Below are 23,049 nucleotides of genomic sequence, written 5' to 3'. Positions count from 1 at the left end.
TAACTGCCCGATCTGAAACCCTCGACGGGCAGAGATGCCCATGCGGTCAGAGCGCGCGCCAGCATCCTTCGACATGATCATCGATCATCCCCGTCGACTGCATGAGCGCGTACATCGTCGTCGCACCCACGAAACGGAACCCCAGCTTGCGCAATTCCTTGCTCATCGCGGTCGACTCAGCTGTCACTGCCGGCACGTCGTCGAAAGAGCGCGGGCGAATGCCACGGGCCGGAGCGAACGACCACATCAGCGCGTCGAGCTCGCCATCAGACATCTCCACGACCAGACGCGCGTTGCCGATCGTGGCGAGGATCTTGGCGCGGTTGCGGATGATCCCGGCATCCGCCATCAGACGCTCGACATCATCATCGCCGAAGGCTGCGACGCGCTCTGGATCGAAACCGTCGAAGACCTCGCGGAACCTCGGTCTCTTGCGCAGAATGGTGATCCAGCTGAGCCCGGCCTGGAACCCCTCGAGCGCCATCTTCTCGAACAGTGCTCGGTCGCCGTGCAGCGGAACGCCCCACTCCTCGTCGTGGTAGCGCCGGTACTCGGCATCTTCTCCGGTCCATGCGCAGCGGGCGCGCCCATCGGGTCCGGCGAGAAGAGAGGTCATGGATTCAGCGTACGCACCGCCGGCGGATCACTTCTTCGCGGCTCGCTTGAGCGCCTTCTCCGAGATCGGCGCCTTTCCGGACGCTTCGAGCTCGGCGTAATACGCACGCGCATCGTCCTGACGCTGCTGCTCGATCCCGCTCGCGATCGGCGCACGCACGTGCTCGGGCTCGTAGCCAAAGGCGCCCACCAGGTCGAGGGCGTGCGGGCGAAGTCGCAGGCAGAGCCGGTCGATGTAGCTCGACACTGCGGCGGCGCGCTGCGTCGACAGGCGACCGTTGATGATGTGCCAGGCGAGATGCTTCTCGATCAGCTGCAGCCCGAACAGGTCGCGCAGCCAGGTGAGGACCTGCTTCGTGTCTTCATCCGGAACGCTGTTGACTGCATCGGTGAACGCCTCCCACTGCAGCAGCTCGCCGTGCGCGCGAGCGGCCTCGATGAGTTCCGCCTGGTTCTCGTTGAACAGCTTCTCACCGAGCACCCTGTCCTTGCCCGCGGGACGCAGGCGGCCTGCGATGTCGGCCACCATCTGCTGCACGCGATCGGCGAGCAGCTCGTGCTGCTGATCGGCGCGCAGACCGTTCTCGACAGAGCGCGCAGTGGAGCCGAAGTCGGCGATGTTCTGCCCGAATCGGCGGAGGCCAGCGCCATGGAACACCTTGCCCGCTGTCTGTCCGACAGCGAACTTGGCGAGAGCGGCGGCATCCTTGTCCTTGAACTGCTTCGCGAAGTCGGTGAGCAGGCGCTTTCCGACCAGCTGCAGCAGGACGTTGTTGTCTCCCTCGAAGGTGACGTAGACATCGAGGTCGGCCCGGAGCCCGACCAGGCGGTTCTCGAACATGTACCCCGCGCCGCCGCAGGCCTCGCGTGCTTCCTGCAGCGTGTCGAGCGCGTGCCAGGTCGACAAGGGCTTGAGAGCAGCGGCCAGAGTCTCGAGATCTTCGCGGTCATCGGGGGTGTCGGTGCGTCCGGAGAAGACGCCGTCGAACTTCTGCGCGAACTCGTCGTGCGCGAAGATCTGTGCGTAGGTCGTGGCAAGGCGCGGCAGCAGGCGGCGCTGGTGCTTGCCGTAGTCGAGCAGTACGACTTCCTGTCCGTCAGCACCGTCGAACTGCCGGCGCTGAGTCGCGTACGTGATCGCGATATGGAGGCCGAGGGCCGATGCCCAGCAGGCTGCGCCATCGAGAGAGACGCGCCCCTGCACAAGGGTGCCGAGCATCGTGAAGAAGCGGCGGCCTGGGCTGTCGATCGGGCTCGTGTACGTGCCGTCGGATGCGACGTCACCGTACTTGTTCAACAGGTTCGTGCGCGGAATGCGCACGTGGTCGAACGAGAGGCGGCCGTTGTCGATGCCGTTGAGACCGCCCTTGAGTCCGTCGTCCTCACGGGTGATTCCCGCCAGGTCGTTGCCGTCCTCGTCGCGCAGCGGCACATAGAAGCAGTGCACACCGTGGTTCACACCGTTCGTGATGAGCTGGGCGAACACGGTTGCGGCGACGCCGTGCAGCGCCGCGTTGCCGAGGAACTCCTTGGTCGCCGCCCGGAACGGAGTGTTGATGACGAACTCTTCGGTCTCTGGGTCGTAGGTTGCCGTCGTCGCAGCCGCTGCGACGTCAGAGCCGTGACCGATCTCGGTCATCGCGAAGGCGCCGGGGATGGAGAGATCCATGATGCCCGGCAGCCACTTCTCGTGGTGCTCGTCCGTGCCCAGCTGCAGCACGGCGGAGCCGAAGAGCCCCCACTGCACACCGGCCTTGATCTGCAGGCTGGGGTCTGCCACGACGAGTTCCTCGAAGCCTGAGATGTTCGCGCCGTTGTCTTCTGCGCCGCCGAACTTCTTCGGGAAGGCCCGGTGAACCGCTCCGTTCTGCACGAGTAGGTGCAGTTGGGCGAGAACGCGCTCGCGGTGCTCATCCTTGTTGAGGGAATCGTCGCGCCAGAACGCGGGATCCTTGATCATCTCGCGTGCTTCACGACGAATGTCGGCCCAGGTGCCGAGCAGAAGGTCATTGACACGGTCGACATCTACGCGCGGAGCGTTGTCTTCTGCGTTGCGTGTGCTGCTGGGCTTCGTACTGCGGACGGCGGCGTCAACCATGGTGGTCCTCTCAAGGAGAAGTCAAGATTCTCCAACCGTAGGACTCCTCCAACCCTGAAGAAAGCCTCCTGTGCGATCTCTCCAATGAGTGTGGGGGGCCGTGCATCCCGCGGTTGTTGTGAGGCGACAGGTTCGGCCACCGGGCCCCGTGACTGGACACCGGCGTACGGTGGAGGGATGAGCGAGAAGTATCGGACCGCAGCGAGCAACAGCACCAGTGAGCCCGGCGTCAGCCGTGTCGAAGACGGCATGACCGTCCGCGTCTCGTCGCCGCTGACCCCCGACCGGGATCTGGATGCCACCAACCCCGAACAGCTGCTCGCACTCGCCTGGGCGACCTGCTTGAACTCGACCGCTCAAGCAGTCACCGTGCGACGACACCGGACCGCCGTGCGCGTCGAGGTCGCGTTGCGCGATGCCTCGGAGGGCTCGGGTTACGAGTTCCGGGTCGACGCGTATCTTTCGGTCGAGGGCGCATCTCTTGAGGAGACCGAGCGCGTGCTCGAGCAGGCGCACGCGCGCTGCCCCGTGTCGCGGCTGCTTCGCAGCGCGACGACGGTCGCCGTGCACGGCGAACCGTACGCCGTCGGCTGACGACGCAGACTCAGTTCGCCTCGACGACCGCGAGGACGGCATCGCCGTACGCCTCGCGCTTCTTCTCACCGATTCCGGTGATTCCTTCGAGGTCGCCCAAGGATGCCGGACGCACTTCGGCGAGCGCCCGAAGGGTCGCATCACCGAAAACGATGTACGCCGGTTTGCCGATCTCCTTCGCCGTCGCCGCACGCCAGACCCGCAGAGCTTCGAAGAGCGAGCGGTCGCCTTCTGCGACAGCATCCGATGCGGCAGATGTCTTGCGGGCGCGACTGGCACTCACCCGCCCCATCGTGTCTTTGCGAAGCGGGACGGGCGTTTCGCCTTTGAGGACACCCGCGGCGGCATCGCCCGGCGCGAGGGTGCCGTAGTCGCCCTGCGCGACGAGGATGCCGCGGGCGAGTAACTGCCGGACGACACTGCGCCAGTCCTGATCGGACAGGTCGGCGCCGATGCCATAGGTCGCGAGCCCGTCGTGCTTCTGCTGACGGATGCGGTCGTTCGACGATCCGCGCAGGATGTCGATGAGGTGACCGGCGCCGAACGCCTGATTGCGCTCGCGCTTGAGCCTTACGATCGTCGAAAGCAGCTTCTGCGCGGGGATCAGTCCGTCGAAGGTCTCAGGCCTCTCGAGACACGTGTCGCAGTTTCCGCAGGGTTCGGATGCTTGACCGAAGTAGCCCAGCAGATTCTGTCTGCGGCACTCGACCGTCTCGCACAGACCGAGCATGGCGTCGAGATGCTGCCCCATGCGCATCTTGAAGGTGCGGTCGCCCGGGCTCTGGTCGATCATGCGGCGCTGCTGCACGACGTCGCCGAGGCCGTAGGCCATCCACGCCACCGCTGGCTCGCCGTCGCGTCCGGCACGGCCGGTCTCCTGGTAGTAGCCCTCAACCGATTTCGGCAGGTCGATATGTGCGACGAAGCGCACGTCGGGCTTGTCGATTCCCATGCCGAACGCGATCGTCGCGACCATGATCACCCCGTCTTCGCGGAGAAACCGCGACTGGTTCGCCGCGCGAACCTCGGCGGGAAGGCCTGCGTGATACGGCAGCGCGTCGAGACCCTGGGCTGCGAGGTACGTCGCGGTCTGCTCGACCGACTTGCGGCTGAGCGCGTAGACGATGCCCGCAGCTCCCTCCGGCATCGAGCGCACGAAAGACACGAGCTGCTTGCGCGGGTCGACCTTCGGCACGATCCGGTACTGGATGTTCGGTCGGTCGAAGCTCGCCACGAAGTGCTTGGCAGCGTCGAGCTGAAGCCGTTCGGTGAGCTCCTTGTGCGTCGCACGGGTGGCGGTCGCCGTGAGCGCCATGCGCGGGACGCCGGGGAACCGCTCGCCGAGATCGCCGAGTGCGAGGTAGTCGGGGCGGAAATCGTGGCCCCACTGCGACACGCAGTGCGCCTCGTCGATCGCGATGACGCTGAGGATGCCGCGCTGCAGAAGGCGCGTCGTCGCCGCGGACGACAGGCGCTCTGGCGCAACATAGATGAGGTCGAGCTCACCCGCGACGTACGCGCGCTCGACCTCGGCACGCTCGGACGCCGACTGCGTGGAGTTCAGGTACGCAGCGTTGACACCGTTGGCGCGCAGCGCATCGACCTGGTCGTGCATGAGGGCGATGAGCGGGCTGATCACCAGCCCTGTTCCTTCGCGCACGAGCGCCGGAACCTGGTAGGTGACGCTCTTGCCTGCGCCGGTCGGCATCAGCACGACAGCATCCCCACCGGCGATCACCTGATCGACGATCGCCGCTTGGTCTCCGCGGAAGGCGTCATATCCGAAGACGGTATGCAGCGCCTCGCCCGCGGTCGGGAAACGCGATGGTGTCGCCCGCCGTCCGATCTCTGAGCCCGTCGAACGGTCCGGTACGACATCCACGACGGGAGTGAAAGGACTATCGCCCCAGTCGAGCGGCGGTTCAAACCCGTCGCCCTGCGGCTCCCAGTCCATGTCCTCCGGTGGCGGAGTGTCGTCCCACGGCAGATCCGCATAGGGGTCACCGGGGAACGTGGCTCCAGGATTCTGCGGCATCCCTTCAGCGTAACGACCCGTGGCGACACGAGCCGTCCTAGGGTGGGGTAAACGCACGCAAGGGAGCAGCCATGACTGACGAAACCACCGTCACGCGCAACGCGGAACTTTCGCGCTATGAGATCCGTACCGGCGACGTCCTCGCGGGATTCGCCGAGTACAAGGAACGCGACGACGAGATCCTGTTCACGCATACCGAGGTCGACCCGGCCTTCCAGGGCATGGGCCTGGCACCGGTTCTCGCCCGCGAAGCGCTGGCGGATGCCGCGGCAACCGGCAAGACGCTCGTCCCCTACTGCCCGTACATCGCCCGCTACCTCAAGCGCAATCAGGTCGAGGGGGCAGAAATCCGCTGGCCCCAGCTGCCGGACGACCCCGCCGGGGACGACGAGAAGTAATCATCGCTACGCGGTCGACAGCCGATCGATTCCTCCCACTTTTCATTGCGTTGTTCGAAACTTTGTTCTATTCTGGAGGCATGGCCCCACTCAGCCCCACGCTCCAGAAACTCGAGGAATCGCTCGTTCTGCGCGGTGCACTGCTCGATGAATGGGTCACTCTGGGGCAACAGATGGCCGCGCTCGAGGCTCGGCGGGCCGAGCTTCTCGCCACGCGGCTCGATCTGCTCGCACAGGAGCGCTCACTCGACCCGGGCTCCGACGAGATGGCGTTCCGTTCGATGTGCGCCGAGTACGCCGCCGCCGCGCACATTCCGCCGAGCACAGCCGGCGCGCACATCACCAATGCATGGGTGCTCGTACGCCAGTTCCCGCGGACCCTTGAATCACTTGCGGCCGGCACGATCAGCAGACGGCACGCCGAGGTCATCGTCAGAGAAGCTCCGAACGTCAGCTGTCAGGCTGACGCCGATCTGTTTCGCGCCGAGTACGAGCAGCAGATCCTGCCGTTCGCCGAGAACGACACCGCCGCCCGCACGCGCACGCACGCCCGCGGCATTGCCGCCAGAGTGCACCCCGAGGGGATGGCAGAGCAGCATCGCCGTGGCCGCTCCGAGCGCACTGTCACGGTGAAGCCCGACGGAGACGGAATGGCCGTACTGACGGCAATCCTTCCCGAGCTTCTCGCCTATGCGATCCATGATCGGATCACGTCGATGGCAGATGAAGTCACTCGAGCCCGACCAGAGGGGCAGCGTCGGCCCCGACAGTCCACGCTCGCGAAGATCCGCGCCGAGCGCGAGGCTGCCCTCGGCATGCAGACGCCGCACGATCCCGCGCCTCCCGCTCACCCCGGGGCGGCATTCCTCGATGCGCTCGACGAACCCGCGCCGTGGGAAGACGCCTCCGCAGCCCGCGGTGTGCGAGAAACAGAAGCCGCGGAATGGACGGCGGAGCTTGAGCGCGCCGCGCACGCTGCCGCAGAGTCCTTCACCCCCGCACCCTTCATCGATGAATCAGACCTCCTCGATGAATCAGACCTCCTCGGCGAGGCGGGCTCCGTCGATTCCACACCGATGCATGACGGCTACGGCGCCCGTGGGCACGACACCCGCACCAAGGATCAGCTGCGTGCGGACATCTTCGCTGACCTGTTGCTGACCACATCGCCGACCAGCATCACGTCGACGTCTCTCGAATCGGTGAAGGCCACCGTGCAGGTCACGATCGGCATGTCCACGCTCATGGGCGCAGACGATGCGATGGGCGAACTCAACGACCACGGGCCGATCACCCCTGACGCGGCGCGGATCCTCGCAGGACAGGCCGGCAGCTGGGACCGAGCGTTCCTCGATACCCGCGGAATGGTCGTCGAAACAGATAACTACGTCCCCACTGCCGGAATGAAACGTTATCTGCGCGCACGCGATCAACACTGTCGATTCCCCGGATGCCGCGCGCCCGCCCACCGGTGCCAGATCGACCACAATCATGACCACGCGAAAGGCGGGCCGACGGCTCTGAGCAATCTCAGTCTGTTCTGCACGAGTCATCATCCGCTGAAGCATCCGGATGTCGACGACCGCGATCGGTGGACGGCGAAGCAACTCGATGACGGGGTGGTTTTGTGGACCAGCCCACTCGGGCGCACCTACACCGATGAGCCTCCACTGCGCGTGATGTTTACGTGAGCCCGCGTATCCTCGGAGACGTCATAGCTATGGAGGATCCATGTCAGATGTGTCGATGCAACCGCACCTCGTGGTGATGGGCGTATCCGGGAGCGGAAAGTCGACAGTCGGCAAGCGGATCGCCCTCGAACTCGGGGCGGACTTCGTCGATGCCGACGATCTGCACCCACGCGAGAACAAGGAGCGTATGGCTGCCGGCCTGCCGCTGCGCGACAGCGATCGCTGGCCATGGTTGCGCACGGTGGGCGAGCACCTTGCCACAGCTCCCGCTGGCATGGTCGTCGCCTGTTCCGCACTGCGTCGCAGCTACCGCGATGCGCTGCGCGCGAGCGACCCCTCGGTGATCTTCGTGCACCTGGCAGGGCCCCGAGAACTCGTCGCCCAGCGCATGGCGGGCCGCGGTCATGAGTTCATGCCCGACTCGCTGCTCGCCTCTCAGTACGAGACCCTCGAAGACCTGGAAAGCGACGAGCCTCATCTCGAAGTCGACCTTCGCGCGACGCCAGATGAGATCGCCCGCGAAGTGCGCGCCTGGCTCCAGAGCACCGAGCTCCAGGCCCGGAGATAAGCTGATCTCGTGCAGAAGACCCGTGTGCTCTCGACCCGCGTGCTGCTGATCTGCGCGGCGATCGGCGTGGCCACAGGTCTCGTCTCGGCCGGTTGGGCAGGGCTCCACATCATCGCCGCGGCAGGCGCGGTGCCCCTCTACGGGCTGGTGCTCGGATTCCACGCCCTCCCCGGCGTGATCGCTCAGCAGGTTCTCCGCGCCCCGTGGGTCGCCCTCATCACGCACGCGATCGCCGCTCTCATCGGGCTGGCGTTCGTCCCCGCCATGGCAGGACGCTACATTCTCGCCGCTGTCGTCTTCGGCGGCGTGCAAGAAGGAGTCTCAGCGCTCACCCGCTACCGGCACTGGGAGCCCTGGCGCTTCCTGCTCTCGGCAGCGATCACCGGCATCGTGATCGCCGTGCCGCTGTGGTTCGCCTTCCACGTCTCGAGCCTCCCGACCTGGGGCGCGATCGGCTTCGCCGTGCTCTTCATCGCAGGTCCCGTGGCCTGGACTCTAGTGGGTCTGGCCATCGGCAGCGCCCTTCGTCGAGCGGGCGTCATCCGGGACTGATTCCGCAGTTTCACAAGAGGTAAGGCTCAGCTAACCTGGAGGCATGCCCCCTTCCGCGCCTCTCCTCCGTGTGCGCGGGCTCTCACTCACCCATGCGGGCTCGACCAGGCCGTCGCCGGTCGAGGTGAGCTTCGAGGTGCACCCCGGGGAAGTCGTGCTCCTTCTCGGACCGAGCGGATCGGGAAAATCCACGCTCACTCTCGCGCTGAACGGCCTGATCCCGCAGTCGGTTCCCGCCACGATCACCGGCTCCGTCGAGGTGAACGGACGCGACACCGTCAGCACTCCTGTCGCCGAGCTCAGCGCTAAAGTCGCGATGGTCTTCCAAGACCCGGATGCCCAGCTGGTCACCGGCACGCTGCTCGACGAGGTCGCGTTCGCGCTCGAGAACCTGCTGCTGCCGGTCAACGAAGTGCTCTCGAGATCAGAGCGCGCACTGCGGCAGGTCGGGCTGTGGGAGCGTCGGAATCGGAACCCTGATCGCCTCTCCGGCGGTGGGCGCCAGCGCCTTGCGATCGCCTGTGCCCTGGCGATGGGTTCGCCACTGATCGTGCTCGATGAGCCGACGGCGAACCTCGATCCGCAGGGCATCGACGATGTCTACGACGCGCTGTTGACCCTCATCGATGCCGGCGATCGGGCGGTGATCCTCGTCGAGCACAATCTCGACGCCGCGATGCGCTTCGCGACCCGCGTTCTGGTCCTCGACAAACGGGGCCATCTCGCGTTCGACGGCCCCGCTGAAGAGATCATGCGCACGCACACGGACGAGCTCATCGAGATGGGAGTGTGGCTTCCTGCCGCAGCTCTGGCGGGGCGGATGCTGCGCAAACGCGGCATCCTGCCCGCCGACGTGCCGCTCCCCCTCACTCCGGAAGCGCTCGCGAGCGCGTTGGAGCGGGATCCCTCCCCCGGCTTGCTGAGCGATCACGGCTCGTTGAGCGATCACGGCTCGTTGAGCGCGCGAAGCGAGACGAAACGCTTTGAGCTGTCGGAACCGCCACTCCCACCGATCGTCCGCGCGCGTGGCCTCACCGTGAAGCGCGGACGTGCCGGGATCCTGCACGGCATCGATCTCGACATCTCGGCTGGATCGCTGACGGCGATCGTCGGCGCCAATGGCGCGGGCAAGACCACTCTCATCCAGTCACTCGCTGGCGTTGTTCCCCCGCCCAGGCACCAGGTCTCGATCGACGGACTGGATCCGGGGCGGGCATCGCCCAGTGATCTCGCCGCGCGCATCGGGTTCGTGTTCCAGAACCCCGAGCACCAGTTCATCACGCACACCGTCTTCGACGAGCTCGCCTACGGACTGCGTCTGCGCAAGACCAGCGTCTCAGAGATCACCGACCGCGTCGACGAGATGCTCCGCCGGTTCGGGCTCGAGCACAAGGCAGACGTGCACCCGTTCCTGCTCTCCGGCGGCGAGAAGCGGCGTCTTTCCGTCGGCACCGCCCTCATCACCAGGCCCGAAGTGCTCGCTCTGGACGAACCGACCTTCGGCCAGGATCGCAGCCGCGCCGATGAGCTCCTGCATCTGCTCGCTGACCTTCGTGCCGCAGGAACCACGATCATGATCGTCACCCACGACCTGCAGCTGGTCGCGGATCACGCCACGCACACGGTGATCCTCGACGACGGTCGCGTGCATGCCTCGGGGCGCACTGCCGAACTGTTCGCGACGCCCGGACTTTTCGAAGCTGCAGGGCTTCGGCTGCCTGCGCTTCATCGTGCGCTCAGCCCCGAGCTGCGCGGCATCCTCGCGGAGACCGCACTATGACGACAATCACTTCGCCCACTGCCACGATCGATCCGTTCGCACCGGGAGTCCCGGCATCCGCTTGGCAATTCCTGAACCACCTCAATCCGCTGACGAAGATCGCAGCCGTCATGCCTGCCATCGTCCTGCTGGTCTTCGTGCGCGACATGATGACGCCGCTCATCTTCATCGCGCTCGCCTACGTGCTGATCCTCACCGGCACGCGCATCACTGGAAAAATCGCGGCGCTGCTCTTCCTCGCCGTTCCGCTCGGCATCGTCGCGGTCGGTTTCGGCTTCTCGCTCTGGGTGGATGCCGCGAGCGTCGACGCCACCGCGCCCTTCCTGCAGATCGGCGGCTGGACGCTCTTCACCGGGGCGCTACAGGTCGGCTGTGCAAGCGCGCTGAGGATCGCGGCGATCCTCGCTCTTGCATTGATCGGCGGACTCACCACGACAGGGCCCGACCTTGCCCGTGCGGGCATCCAGCAGCTGCACATCCCCTACCGAATCGGGTACACCGCACTGGCGGCATACCGATTCGTTCCACGATTCAGCTACGAGCTCAGCGTGATCCGCGCAGCTCATCGCGTGCGGGGGCACCATCGCGGACGCGGTCCGTTCGCGGCGATGGCACGCGGGTGGGGCTACATCGTGCCTCTGCTCGCCAGCGCCATCCGGCACGCCGAACGCGTCGCCCTCGCGATGGATGCTCGCGCTTTCGGCGCCTACCCCACGCGCACGGAACGGCATATCGTCCCGTTCCGCACGCGCGACGTCGTGTTCATCGTCGCCTTCATCGCAGCATCCGCGGTGATCTTCGCGCTCACGTATCCGTGGCTCGCGGTCTAAAGCCCCGTAAACACGTTCAGGTCGCAATTTCTGCCGCTCTGGGAGTCCCAAAGCGGCAGAAACTGCGACCTGAATTGAGCGCTTAGCGCTTTCCGACGATCTGGCGACCGACGAGGTCGCGCATGATCTCGTTGGTGCCGCCGTAGATGCGGTGCACACGAGCATCCGTGAAGGCACGCGCGATCGGGTACTCCATGATGTAGCCGTAGCCGCCGTGCAGCTGCACGCCCATGTCGAGCACCTCCCACTCGCGCTCGGTCGCCCAGAACTTCACCTTCGCGGCGTCTTCCGCCGTCAGCTTCTTATCCTTGTACGCGAGCATCGCGCGGTCGACGTACGCCCACATGACCTCGGTCGTGGTGACCATATCGGCCAGACGGAATCGCGTGTTCTGGAAGTCGGCGATGCGCTCACCGAACGCCTCGCGGTCCTTCGTGTAAGCGACGGTCCACTCGACGGCGGCCTCCGCTGCAGCGGCAGCGGCCACACCGATCGACAGGCGCTCGAGAGGCAGGTTCATCATCAGCTGGATGAAGCCCTGACCCTCCTTGCCGCTGATCAGGTTCTCGTCGGGAACGAAGACATCGGTGAAGCTGAGCTCGGCGGTGTCCCAGCCGTGGAAACCCATCTTCTTGAGCTTCTTGCCCTGGTCGAAGCCTTCCATGCCCTTTTCGACGATCAGCAGGCTGAACGCGTCGGGGCGATTGCCCTCGCCGGTCTTCACGAAAGTCACGACGATGTCCGCAGTCGTGCCCGACGAGATGAACGTCTTCGCGCCGTTGAGGATGTAGCCGCCGTCGACCTTCTTGGCGTTGGTCTTGATACCGCGCAGGTCAGAGCCCGCACCGGGGTCGGTCATCGCGAGAGCGCCGAGCACCTCGCCGGTCGCCATGCGCGGAAGCCACTTCTCCTTCTGCTCCTGCGTGCCCATGTGCACGAGGTAAGGGACGGCGAGGTCGTCCTGGATGCCCAAAGCACCGGCGAGCGAACCTGCTCCGGAGCCGATGACCTCTTCGTTGACGATCGCGCGGAAGCGGTAGTCCTGCAGCATGCCCGCGCCGCCGAATTCCTCGGGGACGGAGAGACCGATGATCCCTGCTTCGCCCGCAGCGAGCAGCGTCTCACGGTCGACCTCACCGGCAGCATCCCACCTGTCGATGCTCTCGGTGCTCACGTGTCGCTTGACGAAGTCCTTCACCAGGTCCCGGAATGCCTCGTGGTCTTCATCGTAGATATCGCGTTCCATGCCGTCCTCCCGAACGTATTGGCGTCCTTGCACCGCCGAGTCTATGTCGGAGACCGGATGCTGCGGGAGGGGATTGTGAGAATGCATCCCACCATGTGTGAGACCGGGTATCGCGTTTGCGGAAAGCTACAGAACGCGCCCTTCTCGGACCCTGACGAGTCGGGCAGCTCAGTGCGCGTAGTCGGGAGCGGCCGGCAGACCGAAGAACTCCTCGAGGGCGTGGTAGCCACCCTCGTGATAGGCGCTCGCGAGCCCAGGACCGATATAGCGCAGATGCCAGGGCTCGGGCTCGTACCCGGTCACCGGAGTCGCTCCTGCTTCGTAACGGACGATGAATCCGTACTCCCACGCGTGGGCGGCGATCCAGTCACTCTCGGCAGTCCCCCCGAATGCACCGATCTCTCCGCACCCGCTGCTGCACGCGACGACATCGACGGCAAAGCCGGTCTGGTGCTCGCTGAAGCCGGGTCTGGCGGAACTGAGGTCTGCCTCGGCCTGCCCCGCCGCGCTCACCTGACCGGAGTAGTTCGACACCTGTAGCCGGTAGGAGCGATAGGCGTTGTTCATGCCGAGCTTTCCCGCACCAGAAATCTGGAGGGCGGCAGCCATGTTGCCCAGCGCGGCGGCGGCATCCGGATCGATCAAACGCGACGCAGTCGTCATCTCGATCGGTGCCTCGGTCATCGCGGCCGGCTCGTAGTCGACAGGGGCCAGCGCATGCGTCTTGTTCACGACCGTCCAATGATGCACAGGGTCGGTCAACGAGATGCACGGCGCGTTCCCGGCCAAGACGGCGTCTCTGAATGCCACGCCCCCGCCGAACCCGGCGACGACGGCCTCATCATCACCAGCGGCGAGCGCACCGATCACTTCCGGTGTGGCGCAGGGGTCGGCGGCATCGACGGATGCGAGCTCGATACCCGGCAGATGAGCGACCACCGCGGGAGCAGGCAGTGCCACTTCGTCAGCGACCGAAGGCACCTCGGCGAGCGCCCACAATGCCCCGAGGGCCGTTACGGCAAGACCGATGGGAAGTGCGATCGTCAGCACCCGAGACCGAGGCGACGCGTACCGGGAGTGCATAGCGTGTCTCATCGCTTCCATTATTGCTGAACGATGGGCGCACGTTACTCCCTGTCTTGGCGCAGATTCGCAACTTCGGCGACATCGGGAACGGCATCCTGCGCGCCGGGACGACTCACGGAGATCGCCGATGCGGCAGCGCCCCACATCGCGGCGTCGGCCAGAAGATCGATGTCGACATCGACCGGAAGTCTGTCGGATGCGGCGAGACGGGCCGCGAACACACCGCAGAACGTATCGCCCGCGCCAGTCGTATCAATCGCCCGCGCGGTGAATGCCGGCACTTCGGTTCGCTCATCACCGACGACGATGAGCGAACCGCGCTCACCCAGAGTCACGACGAGCGCGCGCACCTGCGCCGCAAGAGCGGATGCCGCGGCGTCGAGGTCGGAGCGACCTGCAACCTCCAGCGCCTCATGCTCGTTGACGATCAGCACGTCAATTCCGGGCAGCAGTCGCTCGGCCGCTGCGACGAACGGACCAGAAGGCGCAGCGTTGTGCACATGCCAGGTGCCGTCGGGGCGGCGCGCTGCGGCATCCTCGACGAGCGAAACAGGAACCTCGAGCTGTGTGAGCAGAACCCGCGATCGCGCCACGACCTCGCGCTGGGCTTCGGTCAGCTGCGGAAGGACAGCGTTCGCGCCGGGTACGACGACGATCGTGTTCTCTGCATTGCGATCGACCGAGATGAGAGCCGTTCCGCTCGGACCGTCAACGTCGGCGAGCCCCGAGACGTCGATCCCGTCGCTCTCCAGCGCAGCGCGAAGCGTCACCCCATCGGCATCCTTGCCGACGGCTCCGACGAAGGCGACTTCTACCCCTCCTGCTCGGCGTGCTGCGACAGCCTGGTTGGCCCCCTTGCCGCCGCCCGAGCGCGTTAGCGTCGTTCCCAGCACTGTCTCGCCCGGGCCGGGGATCCGCTCGACTTGGGCTACGACATCCTGGTTGACGCTGCCGACGATGACGACGCTCATGCGGACTCCTCTCTGCCGAGCATCGTTCGCAGCACGTCCGCGCTGGCCGCGCGCTCAGCGTCCGCATCGACGATATCGCGATGCGCATCACGGCCGTATTGACTCTTATGCACGAATGAAGCGGGTCACTACTTGATAGCTACTCGTTCATATGTTCTACTTTCATCATGCGCTGGCAGGGACAATCGATCACCGACGTCGACTCCGCGGCCCTCCCCGGTCTCGAGAATCGCAGCGGAATCGTGCGCTCGGTCACCACACCCGAGTTCGCGGGAATGACGTTCCATGAGGTGCTCGCGAAGTCCGCGCTCAACCACGTTCCCGGCGGGTCGAGGATGCCGTTCAGCTGGACGATCAATCCGTACCGCGGATGCAGCCACGCCTGTCTCTACTGCTTCGCCCGCGGCACCCACCAGTACCTCGACCTCGACGGCGGCGCAGATTTCGATTCGCAGATCGTCGTGAAGACGAACATCGCCGAGGTGCTGCGGAACGAACTGAGACGCGGCAACTGGCAGCACGAGACGGTGGCTCTCGGAACCAACACCGATCCGTATCAGCGGGCCGAGGGGCGGTACCGGCTGATGCCAGAGATCATTCGCACGTTGGCGGAATCCGGCACTCCGATGTCGATCCTCACCAAGGGCACGCTCATCAGGCGCGATATCGGGGTGCTCGTCGAGGCCGCGGCATCCGTTCCGGTCGACATCTCGATGTCGATTGCAATGTACGACGACGCGCTGCAGCACTCGATCGAGCCCGGGACGCCCTCGACGCAAGCGCGCCTCGACACAGTGCGTGCACTCGCAGATGCCGGGTTCCGGGTTGGCGTGTTCCTCATGCCGGTGATGCCGCATCTGACTGATTCCGTGGAGCACATCGACCACGCGCTGCGCCGGATCACGGAGTCCGGTGCCGACCACGCTATTTACGGCGCGTTGCATCTGCGCGCCGGGGTGAAGCCCTGGTTCATGCAGTGGCTTCAGCGCGAGCATCCGGAGTTGATGGCCTCGTATCACGGGCTGTACCCTGGCGCCGCAGCCGATGCTCCGGGGGCATACCGGCAGTGGCTGGCGAAGCGGATCAGACCGCTCATCCGCGCGCACGGTCTCGAGGCGCGGTACTCCGACGACGCGTACCCCGCCCGCCGGCTCATCCGCCCGTCGGTGCTCACACCGACCATCCCGGCACCAGCCCCGCAGCCGATGCTGTTCTGACCGATCTGCCGCGCCCCGTAGGCTCGAGAGTTATGGCAATCGGCTCGACGATCTACACGTTCACTGTGCAACTGGCAGACATGGACCGGGGTGTGTACGACGACTTCACGCTGCGGGTGGCCAGGCATCCGTCCGAGACCGATGCGTACATGGTGACCAGGCTGCTCGCGTACTGCCTGGAATACACCGAAGGAATCGCCTTCGGTGAAGGAATCTCGTCGGCCGATGAGCCGACGGTCATCGTGCGCGACCTCACCGGCGCCGTGATGGCCTGGATCGAGGTCGGCGCGCCCGATGCCGAGCGCCTGCACCACGGCAGCCGGATCGCCGAACGCGCCGCCGTCTACACGCATCGCGACCCGGCGAAGGTCATCGCCACGTGGTCGGGCAAGCGCATCCACAACGTCGAAGCGCTCGAGGTCTTCAGCTTCGAATCCGACTTCATCACCGCCGCCGTCGAGCTGCTCGAGCGTCGAAGCACCGTGACTCTCACTGTCACCGAAGGCCAGCTGTATCTCGACCTGAACGGCACGACGCTGAGCAGCACCGTGCACGCGCACTCCGCCGTCTGAGGCTTCATCCGTACGCCGCTGCACCCTTATAAAGCCTGAAGGACGCAGAAGGGGCCCGGAATCAGATTCCGAGCCCCCTCCCGCAGCTGACTGCGGAGATCGAGTGATCAGGCCGTCAGTTCGGCCTCAGTGGGCATGCGCCCCGCGATCTCTTCGATGACGTCGTCGCCGGCGCGCGCCTTCTCGAACGGCGCATCGATCTCTGCGCGTCCGAGCAGCTCGCTCATCCGTCGCTCGCGCTGACGTGTGATCAGCGTAACGACGCGACCGGAGTTTCCGGCACGGCCAGTGCGACCAGAACGGTGCATGTACGTCTTGTACTCGTCGGGCGCATCGGCCTGGATCACCAGATCGATGTCATCGACGTGGATGCCGCGAGCCGCGACGTCCGTCGCAACCAGCACGCTCACACGCCCAGAGGTCATGCGCTGCAGGTTGCGCGTGCGCTTGGCTTGGTTGAGGTCACCGTGCAGCGACACCGCAGGGATGCCGGCATCGTCGAACTGCTCGGCGAGCATCTCGGCATAGGCGCGAGTGCGGGCGAACACGAGGGTCTTGCCCGCACGGTCGACCATCGAGGTCAGGATCTCAGCCTTGTCCCGGTGGTCGATGACGAGCACGCGGTGGTCGATGGTGCCGGAGTCCTGGTCCTCGCCGGCGACCTCGTACACGGCGGGGTCTACGAGGAACTCTTCGACGAGCGCCGCAACCTCACGGTCAAGCGTCGCCGAGAACAGCAGCTTCTGGCTGCCCTCTGCCGTGTGACGCAGGATGCGCTGCACAGGCTCGACGAAACCGAGCTCGCACATGTGGTCGGCCTCATCGAGCACCGCGATGCGGCAGTCCGACAGGTCGAGCTTGCCCTGGTTGATGAGGTCTTCGATGCGGCCCGGAGTGCCGATCACGATGTCGACGCCCTTCTTCAGCGCACCGACCTGGCGCCCCTGCGGCACACCGCCGTAGATCTGGGTGGTGAACAGGCCGACGCTGCGAGCGATCGGCTGCACAGTGCGGTCGATCTGCAGCGCGAGTTCACGCGTCGGAGCGAGGATGATCGCCTGCGGGTTGCGACCGAATTCGCGTCGCTTTCCGGCCTGGCCCTTCAGGATGCTTTCGACAAGCGGAGCACCGAAGGCGATCGTCTTGCCGGAGCCAGTGCGTCCTCGGCCGAGTACGTCGCGGCCCTGCAGGATCGCAGGGATCGTCGCGGCCTGGATCGGGAACGGCGCTGCCGCCCCCATTCCGCTCAGCGTCTCGACGATGTTCGAGCCGAGCCCGAGATCAGCGAACGTCGTGCCTTCGACCTCGGGAGCGGCGACGACCTTGGCCTCGAGGCGCTCGTGGACGACATCCTCAGTCGGCTCGAACTTCGCGTTCTTCGCCGGGGCGGAACCGTTCCAGTTGTCACGGGTCGGACGCTGCTCGCGGTCATCGCGACGCGGACGCTCGCTGCGGCGATCGTCGTTGTAGCGCGGACGCTCATTGCGGTCGTTGTTGAAACGGGGGCGCTCGTCACGGCTCGGACGCTCATCGCGGCTCGGACGCTCATTGCGGTCGTTGTTGAAACGGGGACGCTCGTCACGGCTCGGACGCTCATTGCGCTCGTTATTGAAGCGAGGGCGCTCGGAACCGCGATCGTTGTTGTAGCGCGGACGCTCGCCACGGTCGTAGCGAGGACGCTCGCCACCGCGATCGTTGCGATCGTTGCGATCGTTGTTGAAGCGCGGACGGTCGTCGCGGTTCGGACGCTCGTCACGGTTGAAACGAGGACGCTCAGATCCGCGGTCGTGGTTGAAACGAGGACGCTCAGATCCGCGGTCATCGCGATTCGGACGGTCGTTGTAACGACGCTCCCCCGAAGGACGCTCGCTGTTGTAGCCGGGACGCTCATTGTTGAAACGCGGGCGCTCACCGTGGAATCGCGGGCGCTCACTGTTGTAACGCGGGCGCTCGCCCTGGTGGTTCGGCGATTCGCGACGCCCGGACTCGGCTCGGCCGCGGATGCCACGGACCTCATCACGACCGGCACGATCCTGGTCGCTCCAGCGACGCTTCGGGGCGCCTCCCTCTGCTTCCGCAGGACGGTAGCCGCGGTGGCTGGGGCTCTTGCTTCCTGGCCGACGCTCGAAGCGGTCGCCGCCGGTTGCGCGCGGGGCCGACGAACGACGGTCCGAAGCATCCGGCCGCGCACCGCGGAAGTCGCGAGAATCACGAGAGTCACGCGAATCACGAGAGTCACGCGACTCGTAGGAGTCGCGTGAATCGCGAGCGGCGGGCTGGCCACCGGCGTGACGGTCGTGGAACGACGTCTTCTTCGCGTACCGGGGCTCGAAGTTACGGGACGGGCGGCCGCCCTTGGGCTTGCCATTCTTGGGCATGGTGTTTCCTGACTGTCTCTGACACGAGAACAGCATCCGCGGACAGCGCACAGAGATCAGCGCAGAGCGGACATACCCGAGCATCCATCGGCCGGGGCCATTCATGTGATGGTTAGTAACCATCGGCCCCTGGGCTCACACTTGATTCAGAATTCTCCCGCGCAGTCGCGGGTGCCCGAAGCCGACCGCACAAGATTACCCGACCCACCTGTGAAGGTGCCCCTACGATAGTCGGAGTGAACTCCCTTTCTCCCACCGGCACTCAGATCCACCTCACGCGCGGTGCAGTCACTGCGCAGATCGCCCAGGTCGGAGCATCCCTTCGTGGACTGACCGTCGGAGGTGTCGATCTCGTCTCGCGCTACCCCGAAGACATCCCGACCCCCTCGTGCTCGGGCGTCGTCCTCACCCCGTGGCCGAACCGCGTGCGCGATGGTGTGTGGAAGGACGCCGGGACCGTCCGGCAGCTCTCGATCTCAGAGCCGAAGCTGAACAACGCCATCCACGGACTGCTCCGCTACACCGCGTACGGGATCGAGCAGACGGATGCTGCCACCACTCTTCGGGCGACGATTCACCCGCAGACCGGCTACCCGTACGAGATCGCGACTTCGGTCACGTACGCGCTGACCGAGGCCGGCATCAAGGTCACCCACACGCTGATGAACCGCTCGGCCGAGAAAGCCCCTGTCGCACTCGGCACGCATCCCTTCGTGACGATCGGCGACGTCGATCCCCGCAACCTCGTGCTGCGCGTGCCGGCGAAGACCCAGCTCGAGACTGACGAGCGGATGCTTCCACTCAAAGCCACTCCGGCGTCAGACGAGTTGCGCACCGGAGTGCGCCTCGGCGGCATCACCCTCGACACAGGCTTCGCCGATCTGATCCCCGACAAGGACGGCCTGATCCGGCATTCGCTGACCGCGCCCGATGGCCGGCGCGTCACGGTGTGGCAGGAACAGGATTTCGAGTTCGTCCAGGTGTTCACGACCACGAACTATCCCGGCCACGACCTCGCCGTCGCGATCGAGCCGATGACGGCGCCGGTCGACGGACTCAACAGCGGTCTCGGCATCCGCCGGCTCGCATCCGGTGAGACCTGGACGCTCAGCTGGGGTATCGAGTTCAGCTAACGCCCGCGAGATCCTCCCGCCTGCGGCGAGCGCTACGCTCGCTGCCCACGCAGTTCGCGACGCGTGAGCGGGTGCTCGGCAGCATCCTCCGGAGCATCCGGGCCCTCGGGCGCGGGCCCGTCCCCGGCGCCGCCCTCGTCAGGCCCTGCCCCGCCCTCGTTCGGCCCGGTCTTGCGGGCAGCGCGACGCTCGCGCGCGCCCTCGACGAGGTTGTAGAGCGTAGGTAGAACGACCAGCGTCAGCACGGTCGACGATATGAGTCCGCCGATCACGACGATCGCGAGCGGCTGCGAGATGAAGCCGCCGTGACCGGTGATTCCCAGCGCCATCGGCGTGAGCGCGAAGATCGTCGCGAGAGCCGTCATCAGGATCGGACGCAGACGCTTCTCGCCACCGGCCATCACCGCATCATGCGCGGACAGGCCCTTCTCGCGATACTGGTTCACGAGGTCGACGAGCACGATCGCGTTCGTCACCACGATGCCGATCAGCATCAGCACTCCGATGAGGGATGCCACCCCCAGCGGCACACCCGTCGCGATCTGCAGCAGGATCGCGCCGGTCGCCGCGAACGGCACCGAGATCAGCAGCAGCAGCGGCTGGCGCAGCGACTTGAAGGTCGCCACCATCACGACGTAGACGATCAGGATCGCCGCGAGCATCGCGAGCCCCAGCTGCGAGAATGAATCAGCCTGCTGCGATGCGACGCCGCCGACCTCTGCGGAGGCACCGTCGGGCAGCTCCACAGCCTCGAGGGCCGCAGTGACAGACGCAGTCGCGGTCGCGAGGTTGTCGGATGCCGGGGGCACAGTGATCGTGGCAGTCCGGCGTCCCTGCTGAGTCGTGATCGACGTCGGGCCTTCGGCCTCGTCGACGCTCGCGATCTCATCGAGGCGCACGAAGCCGGTCATCGTCGGAATCGTCAGTGCGCGGAGGTCCTCGATGGTCGCGGGAGGCTCTGCCGCGGCGAGGTACACCGTGAGAGCGCTGTCGTCGATCTCGACCGAGCCGATCTGCTGCGGCCGCATCGTGTTCGAGACGAGCGCGCCGACCGCGACCTCCGAGAGGCCGCGCTGGGCTGCAGCATCCCGATCGACGACGACTGCGATGTACGGCAGGGATGCTGCGAGGTTGTTCGTGACCTGGCCGATGCCGTCACGCCCGCTGAGCTCTTCGGTCACCGCATCCGTCGCCTCGGCGAGCACCTCGCCGCTCGGCGCGGTGATGTTGACCTCGATATCGCTGGATCCGAAACTGGCCGCGGCGTTGACGCTTATCTCGCCGACGCCCTCGAGCCCGTCGACGGCATCCAGCACATCGGCGCGGAGCTTCTCCTGGTCAGCACCCGATTCAGTCATGATTGAGTACGTCACACCGGCGCCGCCCGAGAAGGCATCCATCAGCGGCGAACCGCTGGAGCCGACCGAGACCTGCACGTTCTGGATTCCGTCGATGCCGTCCAGCGCTTCTTCGACGACGAGCGAGGCGTCATTCTTCGCCTGGAGGCTCGCGGTGGGACCTAGGTCCTGAGTGACGGTCATGGTGTTCTGGCCGGAGTCGCTGAGGAAGTTGATCTTCATCAGCGGGGCGGCAGCCAGCGTTCCGCCGAGCACGACGATCGCGAGGATCACGGTGAGACCGGAGTGCTTGAGCGTCCAGTGCAGGATCGGACGGTATGCGCGCTGCAGCTTGGTGGGCGGAGCATCCTGGTGCTCGGGGTCGATGACCTGACCGTTCTCGTCGGTGAGCTCCTTGCCGGGCCTCAGGAACCAGTACGCAAGCACCGGAACGATCGTGAGCGAGACCAGGAGGGATGCCACCATCGCGATCGTCACGGTCATCGCGAACGGACGGAACAGCTCGCCGACCATGTCGCCGACGAACACGATCGGCAGGAACACCGCGACGGTCGTGATGGTCGATGCGGTGATCGCCGCGGCGACCTCGCGCACCGCGAGTCGGATCGCATCGCCCTTGTTCGCATCACCGACGTAGTGCCGCTTGATGTTCTCGATCACGACGATGGAGTCGTCGACCACGCGGCCGATCGCGATCGTGAGCGCGCCGAGGGTGAGGATGTTCAGCGAGTAGCCGAATGCCTGCAGACCGATGAACGTGATGAGCACGCTCGTCGGGATCGAGATCGCGGTGACCAGCGTCGAGCGGATCGACATCAGGAACACCAGGATGACGAGCACCGCGAAGACGAGTCCGAGCAGGCCCTCGGTGGCGAGCGTCTCGATGGACTGCACGATGAACGGCGCCTGGTCGAACACGATCGTGAACTCGGCGTCGGGGAATGTCTTCTTCAAGTCATCGATCGCGGCGATCACGCCGTGTGACACCTCGACGGTGTTCGCGGCGGGAAGCTTGGTGATCGAGATCGACAGCGCGTCCTCGCCGTTCACGCGCGACATCGACGAAACCGGCTCCGTCTCGAGTGCGACGGTCGCGACGTCGGCGATCGTGGCATCCGAACCGACGAGCGGGAGAGCGGCGATCTCCTCGACTGAGGTGATCTTCGCTCCGGTCTGCACCGTGAGCGTCTGACCGTCTTCGGTGATGTCTCCACCGGGGAACAGGGTGCCGTTCTGCTCCAGCGCATCGCGGATCGCCTGTGTGCTGAGGCCGGCCGCTGCGAGCGCCGCCTGATCAGGGGTGATCGTGATCTGCTGTCCGAGCCCACCGACGATCTGCGCCGCGTTGACGCCATCGACATCCTCCAGAGCCGGGATCGCGACGTTTTCGAGATCTGCCTGCGCGGTCTCGGCGTTGTCGAAGCCGGTCACAGCGACCTGAATGACGGGGAAGTCATCGAGCGAGAGCGACAGCACTTGGGGCTCTACGTCTGCCGGAAGCTGATTAGAGATGCGGTTGATCGCCTGCTGCATCTTCTGCTCTGCCGTGGCGAGATTCTCACCGTACGTGAACGTCGCCTGGATGATGGAGGCGTTGGTCGTGCTCGTCGCGCTCGTCGATTCGAGCCCAGGGACCCCCTGGATGGCGGTCTCGATCGGCGTCGACACGTCATTCTCGACGACCTCGGGAGAGGCGCCGGGGTACGTCGTCATGACGATGAGCGCTGGCAGCTCGAGGGAAGGAATGAGCTCCTGCTTCAGGTTCGTCAGTGCAAGCCCGCCGAAGACGGCGGCGACGATCGTGATGAGGGCGATCAGCGCGCGATTGCGCAGGCTGAGAACGGCGAGGTTCGACAAGGCGTGTGTCTCTCGGTTGTGAAGTTAGCGCGAGGGTGTGCGGCCAGTCTTTCACAGGGATCGGGCTATC

Annotated in this window: 18 protein-coding genes; 10 read left to right on the top strand and 8 right to left on the bottom strand. The window is 65.7% G+C overall.

Annotated features, from left to right (window positions below; translation table 11 throughout):
• Positions 1-46: 46 nt before the first annotated feature.
• On the bottom strand, positions 47-616 hold the full coding sequence (locus tag ACTU6V_RS04785; RefSeq protein ID WP_443467756.1) for a DNA-3-methyladenine glycosylase I: 570 nt from the start codon (positions 614-616) through the stop codon (positions 47-49).
• Between the two features lie 27 nt (positions 617-643).
• On the bottom strand, positions 644-2,713 hold the full coding sequence (locus ACTU6V_RS04780) for an acyl-CoA dehydrogenase family protein (protein ID WP_443475082.1): 2,070 nt from the start codon (positions 2,711-2,713) through the stop codon (positions 644-646).
• A 177-nt stretch (positions 2,714-2,890) separates the two neighbouring features.
• Here ACTU6V_RS04780 and ACTU6V_RS04775 point away from each other — a divergent pair, with 177 nt between their 5' ends.
• Complete coding sequence (locus ACTU6V_RS04775) at positions 2,891-3,307, top strand: OsmC family protein (RefSeq protein WP_443475081.1); 417 nt, start codon at positions 2,891-2,893, stop codon at positions 3,305-3,307.
• 10 nt (positions 3,308-3,317) lie between these two features.
• On the opposite strand, the gene recQ is transcribed toward ACTU6V_RS04775, so the two are convergent.
• Entirely contained in the window at positions 3,318-5,342 is a 2,025-nt protein-coding gene (gene recQ / locus ACTU6V_RS04770) for a DNA helicase RecQ (protein WP_443475080.1), read from the bottom strand.
• 71 nt (positions 5,343-5,413) lie between these two features.
• Here recQ and ACTU6V_RS04765 point away from each other — a divergent pair, with 71 nt between their 5' ends.
• The 6 genes from ACTU6V_RS04765 (at position 5,414) to ACTU6V_RS04740 (ending at position 11,161) form a co-directional block, all read left to right on the top strand.
• Positions 5,414-5,740, top strand: coding sequence for a GNAT family N-acetyltransferase (locus tag ACTU6V_RS04765; protein WP_443467760.1), 327 nt, complete (start codon positions 5,414-5,416; stop codon positions 5,738-5,740).
• A gap of 80 nt (positions 5,741-5,820) precedes the next feature.
• Positions 5,821-7,431 (top strand): HNH endonuclease signature motif containing protein, encoded by a 1,611-nt coding sequence (locus ACTU6V_RS04760; protein WP_443475079.1) that lies wholly within the window; start codon positions 5,821-5,823, stop codon positions 7,429-7,431.
• A gap of 40 nt (positions 7,432-7,471) precedes the next feature.
• A complete protein-coding gene (locus tag ACTU6V_RS04755) occupies positions 7,472-7,999 on the top strand; it encodes a gluconokinase (RefSeq protein WP_443467762.1) in 528 nt (175 codons plus the stop codon).
• Positions 8,000-8,008: 9 nt separating this feature from the next.
• Positions 8,009-8,551: an ECF transporter S component gene (locus tag ACTU6V_RS04750; protein WP_443467763.1), complete on the top strand. Its 543-nt coding sequence runs from the start codon at positions 8,009-8,011 to the stop codon at positions 8,549-8,551.
• Between the two features lie 43 nt (positions 8,552-8,594).
• Positions 8,595-10,331: an ABC transporter ATP-binding protein gene (locus tag ACTU6V_RS04745; RefSeq protein WP_443475078.1), complete on the top strand. Its 1,737-nt coding sequence runs from the start codon at positions 8,595-8,597 to the stop codon at positions 10,329-10,331.
• The gene (locus tag ACTU6V_RS04740) at positions 10,328-11,161 is read left to right on the top strand and encodes an energy-coupling factor transporter transmembrane component T (protein ID WP_443475077.1); all 834 of its coding nucleotides are present in this window, start codon (positions 10,328-10,330) and stop codon (positions 11,159-11,161) included. The genes ACTU6V_RS04745 and ACTU6V_RS04740 overlap by 4 nt, the downstream gene beginning before the upstream one ends.
• Positions 11,162-11,243: 82 nt before the next feature.
• On the opposite strand, the gene ACTU6V_RS04735 is transcribed toward ACTU6V_RS04740, so the two are convergent.
• From ACTU6V_RS04735 to ACTU6V_RS04725, 3 genes are all read right to left on the bottom strand, one after another.
• A complete protein-coding gene (locus ACTU6V_RS04735; RefSeq protein ID WP_443467766.1) occupies positions 11,244-12,407 on the bottom strand; it encodes an acyl-CoA dehydrogenase family protein in 1,164 nt (387 codons plus the stop codon).
• Between the two features lie 168 nt (positions 12,408-12,575).
• A complete protein-coding gene (locus ACTU6V_RS04730; RefSeq protein WP_443475076.1) occupies positions 12,576-13,490 on the bottom strand; it encodes a M15 family metallopeptidase in 915 nt (304 codons plus the stop codon).
• 44 nt (positions 13,491-13,534) lie between these two features.
• The gene (locus ACTU6V_RS04725) at positions 13,535-14,464 is read right to left on the bottom strand and encodes a ribokinase (RefSeq protein WP_443467768.1); all 930 of its coding nucleotides are present in this window, start codon (positions 14,462-14,464) and stop codon (positions 13,535-13,537) included.
• A gap of 167 nt (positions 14,465-14,631) precedes the next feature.
• Here ACTU6V_RS04725 and ACTU6V_RS04720 point away from each other — a divergent pair, with 167 nt between their 5' ends.
• Entirely contained in the window at positions 14,632-15,681 is a 1,050-nt protein-coding gene (locus tag ACTU6V_RS04720; RefSeq protein ID WP_443467769.1) for an Rv2578c family radical SAM protein, read from the top strand.
• Between the two features lie 32 nt (positions 15,682-15,713).
• A complete protein-coding gene (locus tag ACTU6V_RS04715) occupies positions 15,714-16,253 on the top strand; it encodes a YaeQ family protein (RefSeq protein WP_443467770.1) in 540 nt (179 codons plus the stop codon).
• Positions 16,254-16,360: 107 nt separating this feature from the next.
• Here ACTU6V_RS04715 and ACTU6V_RS04710 read toward each other — a convergent pair whose 3' ends face one another.
• Entirely contained in the window at positions 16,361-18,631 is a 2,271-nt protein-coding gene (locus tag ACTU6V_RS04710) for a DEAD/DEAH box helicase (RefSeq protein WP_443475075.1), read from the bottom strand.
• Between the two features lie 236 nt (positions 18,632-18,867).
• On the opposite strand from ACTU6V_RS04710, the gene ACTU6V_RS04705 reads away from it, so the two are divergent.
• Positions 18,868-19,764 (top strand): aldose 1-epimerase family protein, encoded by an 897-nt coding sequence (locus tag ACTU6V_RS04705; RefSeq protein WP_443467772.1) that lies wholly within the window; start codon positions 18,868-18,870, stop codon positions 19,762-19,764.
• Between the two features lie 32 nt (positions 19,765-19,796).
• Here the strand turns inward: ACTU6V_RS04705 and ACTU6V_RS04700 are convergent, their stop codons facing one another.
• On the bottom strand, positions 19,797-22,979 hold the full coding sequence (locus tag ACTU6V_RS04700; RefSeq protein ID WP_443475074.1) for an efflux RND transporter permease subunit: 3,183 nt from the start codon (positions 22,977-22,979) through the stop codon (positions 19,797-19,799).
• Positions 22,980-23,049: the final 70 nt, after the last annotated feature.

The sequence above is a fragment of the Microbacterium zouquanmingi genome, assembly GCF_052266675.1.
Lineage (GTDB): Bacteria > Actinomycetota > Actinomycetes > Actinomycetales > Microbacteriaceae > Microbacterium.
This window is presented reverse-complemented; position numbering and strand designations above follow the sequence as displayed.

Bases quoted from the DNA above. Each gene is read 5' to 3' on its own strand.
- ACTU6V_RS04785 (WP_443467756.1), bottom strand. From the start codon at position 616: ATGACCTCTCTTCTCGCCGGACCCGATGGGCGCGCCCGCTGCGCATGG.
- ACTU6V_RS04780 (WP_443475082.1), bottom strand. From the start codon at position 2,713: ATGGTTGACGCCGCCGTCCGCAGTACGAAGCCCAGCAGCACACGCAAC.
- ACTU6V_RS04775 (WP_443475081.1), top strand. From the start codon at position 2,891: ATGAGCGAGAAGTATCGGACCGCAGCGAGCAACAGCACCAGTGAGCCC.
- recQ (WP_443475080.1), bottom strand. From the start codon at position 5,342: ATGCCGCAGAATCCTGGAGCCACGTTCCCCGGTGACCCCTATGCGGAT.
- ACTU6V_RS04765 (WP_443467760.1), top strand. From the start codon at position 5,414: ATGACTGACGAAACCACCGTCACGCGCAACGCGGAACTTTCGCGCTAT.
- ACTU6V_RS04760 (WP_443475079.1), top strand. From the start codon at position 5,821: ATGGCCCCACTCAGCCCCACGCTCCAGAAACTCGAGGAATCGCTCGTT.
- ACTU6V_RS04755 (WP_443467762.1), top strand. From the start codon at position 7,472: ATGTCAGATGTGTCGATGCAACCGCACCTCGTGGTGATGGGCGTATCC.
- ACTU6V_RS04745 (WP_443475078.1), top strand. From the start codon at position 8,595: ATGCCCCCTTCCGCGCCTCTCCTCCGTGTGCGCGGGCTCTCACTCACC.
- ACTU6V_RS04740 (WP_443475077.1), top strand. From the start codon at position 10,328: ATGACGACAATCACTTCGCCCACTGCCACGATCGATCCGTTCGCACCG.
- ACTU6V_RS04735 (WP_443467766.1), bottom strand. From the start codon at position 12,407: ATGGAACGCGATATCTACGATGAAGACCACGAGGCATTCCGGGACCTG.
- ACTU6V_RS04730 (WP_443475076.1), bottom strand. From the start codon at position 13,490: ATGCACTCCCGGTACGCGTCGCCTCGGTCTCGGGTGCTGACGATCGCA.
- ACTU6V_RS04725 (WP_443467768.1), bottom strand. From the start codon at position 14,464: ATGAGCGTCGTCATCGTCGGCAGCGTCAACCAGGATGTCGTAGCCCAA.
- ACTU6V_RS04720 (WP_443467769.1), top strand. From the start codon at position 14,632: ATGCGCTGGCAGGGACAATCGATCACCGACGTCGACTCCGCGGCCCTC.
- ACTU6V_RS04715 (WP_443467770.1), top strand. From the start codon at position 15,714: ATGGCAATCGGCTCGACGATCTACACGTTCACTGTGCAACTGGCAGAC.
- ACTU6V_RS04710 (WP_443475075.1), bottom strand. From the start codon at position 18,631: ATGCCCAAGAATGGCAAGCCCAAGGGCGGCCGCCCGTCCCGTAACTTC.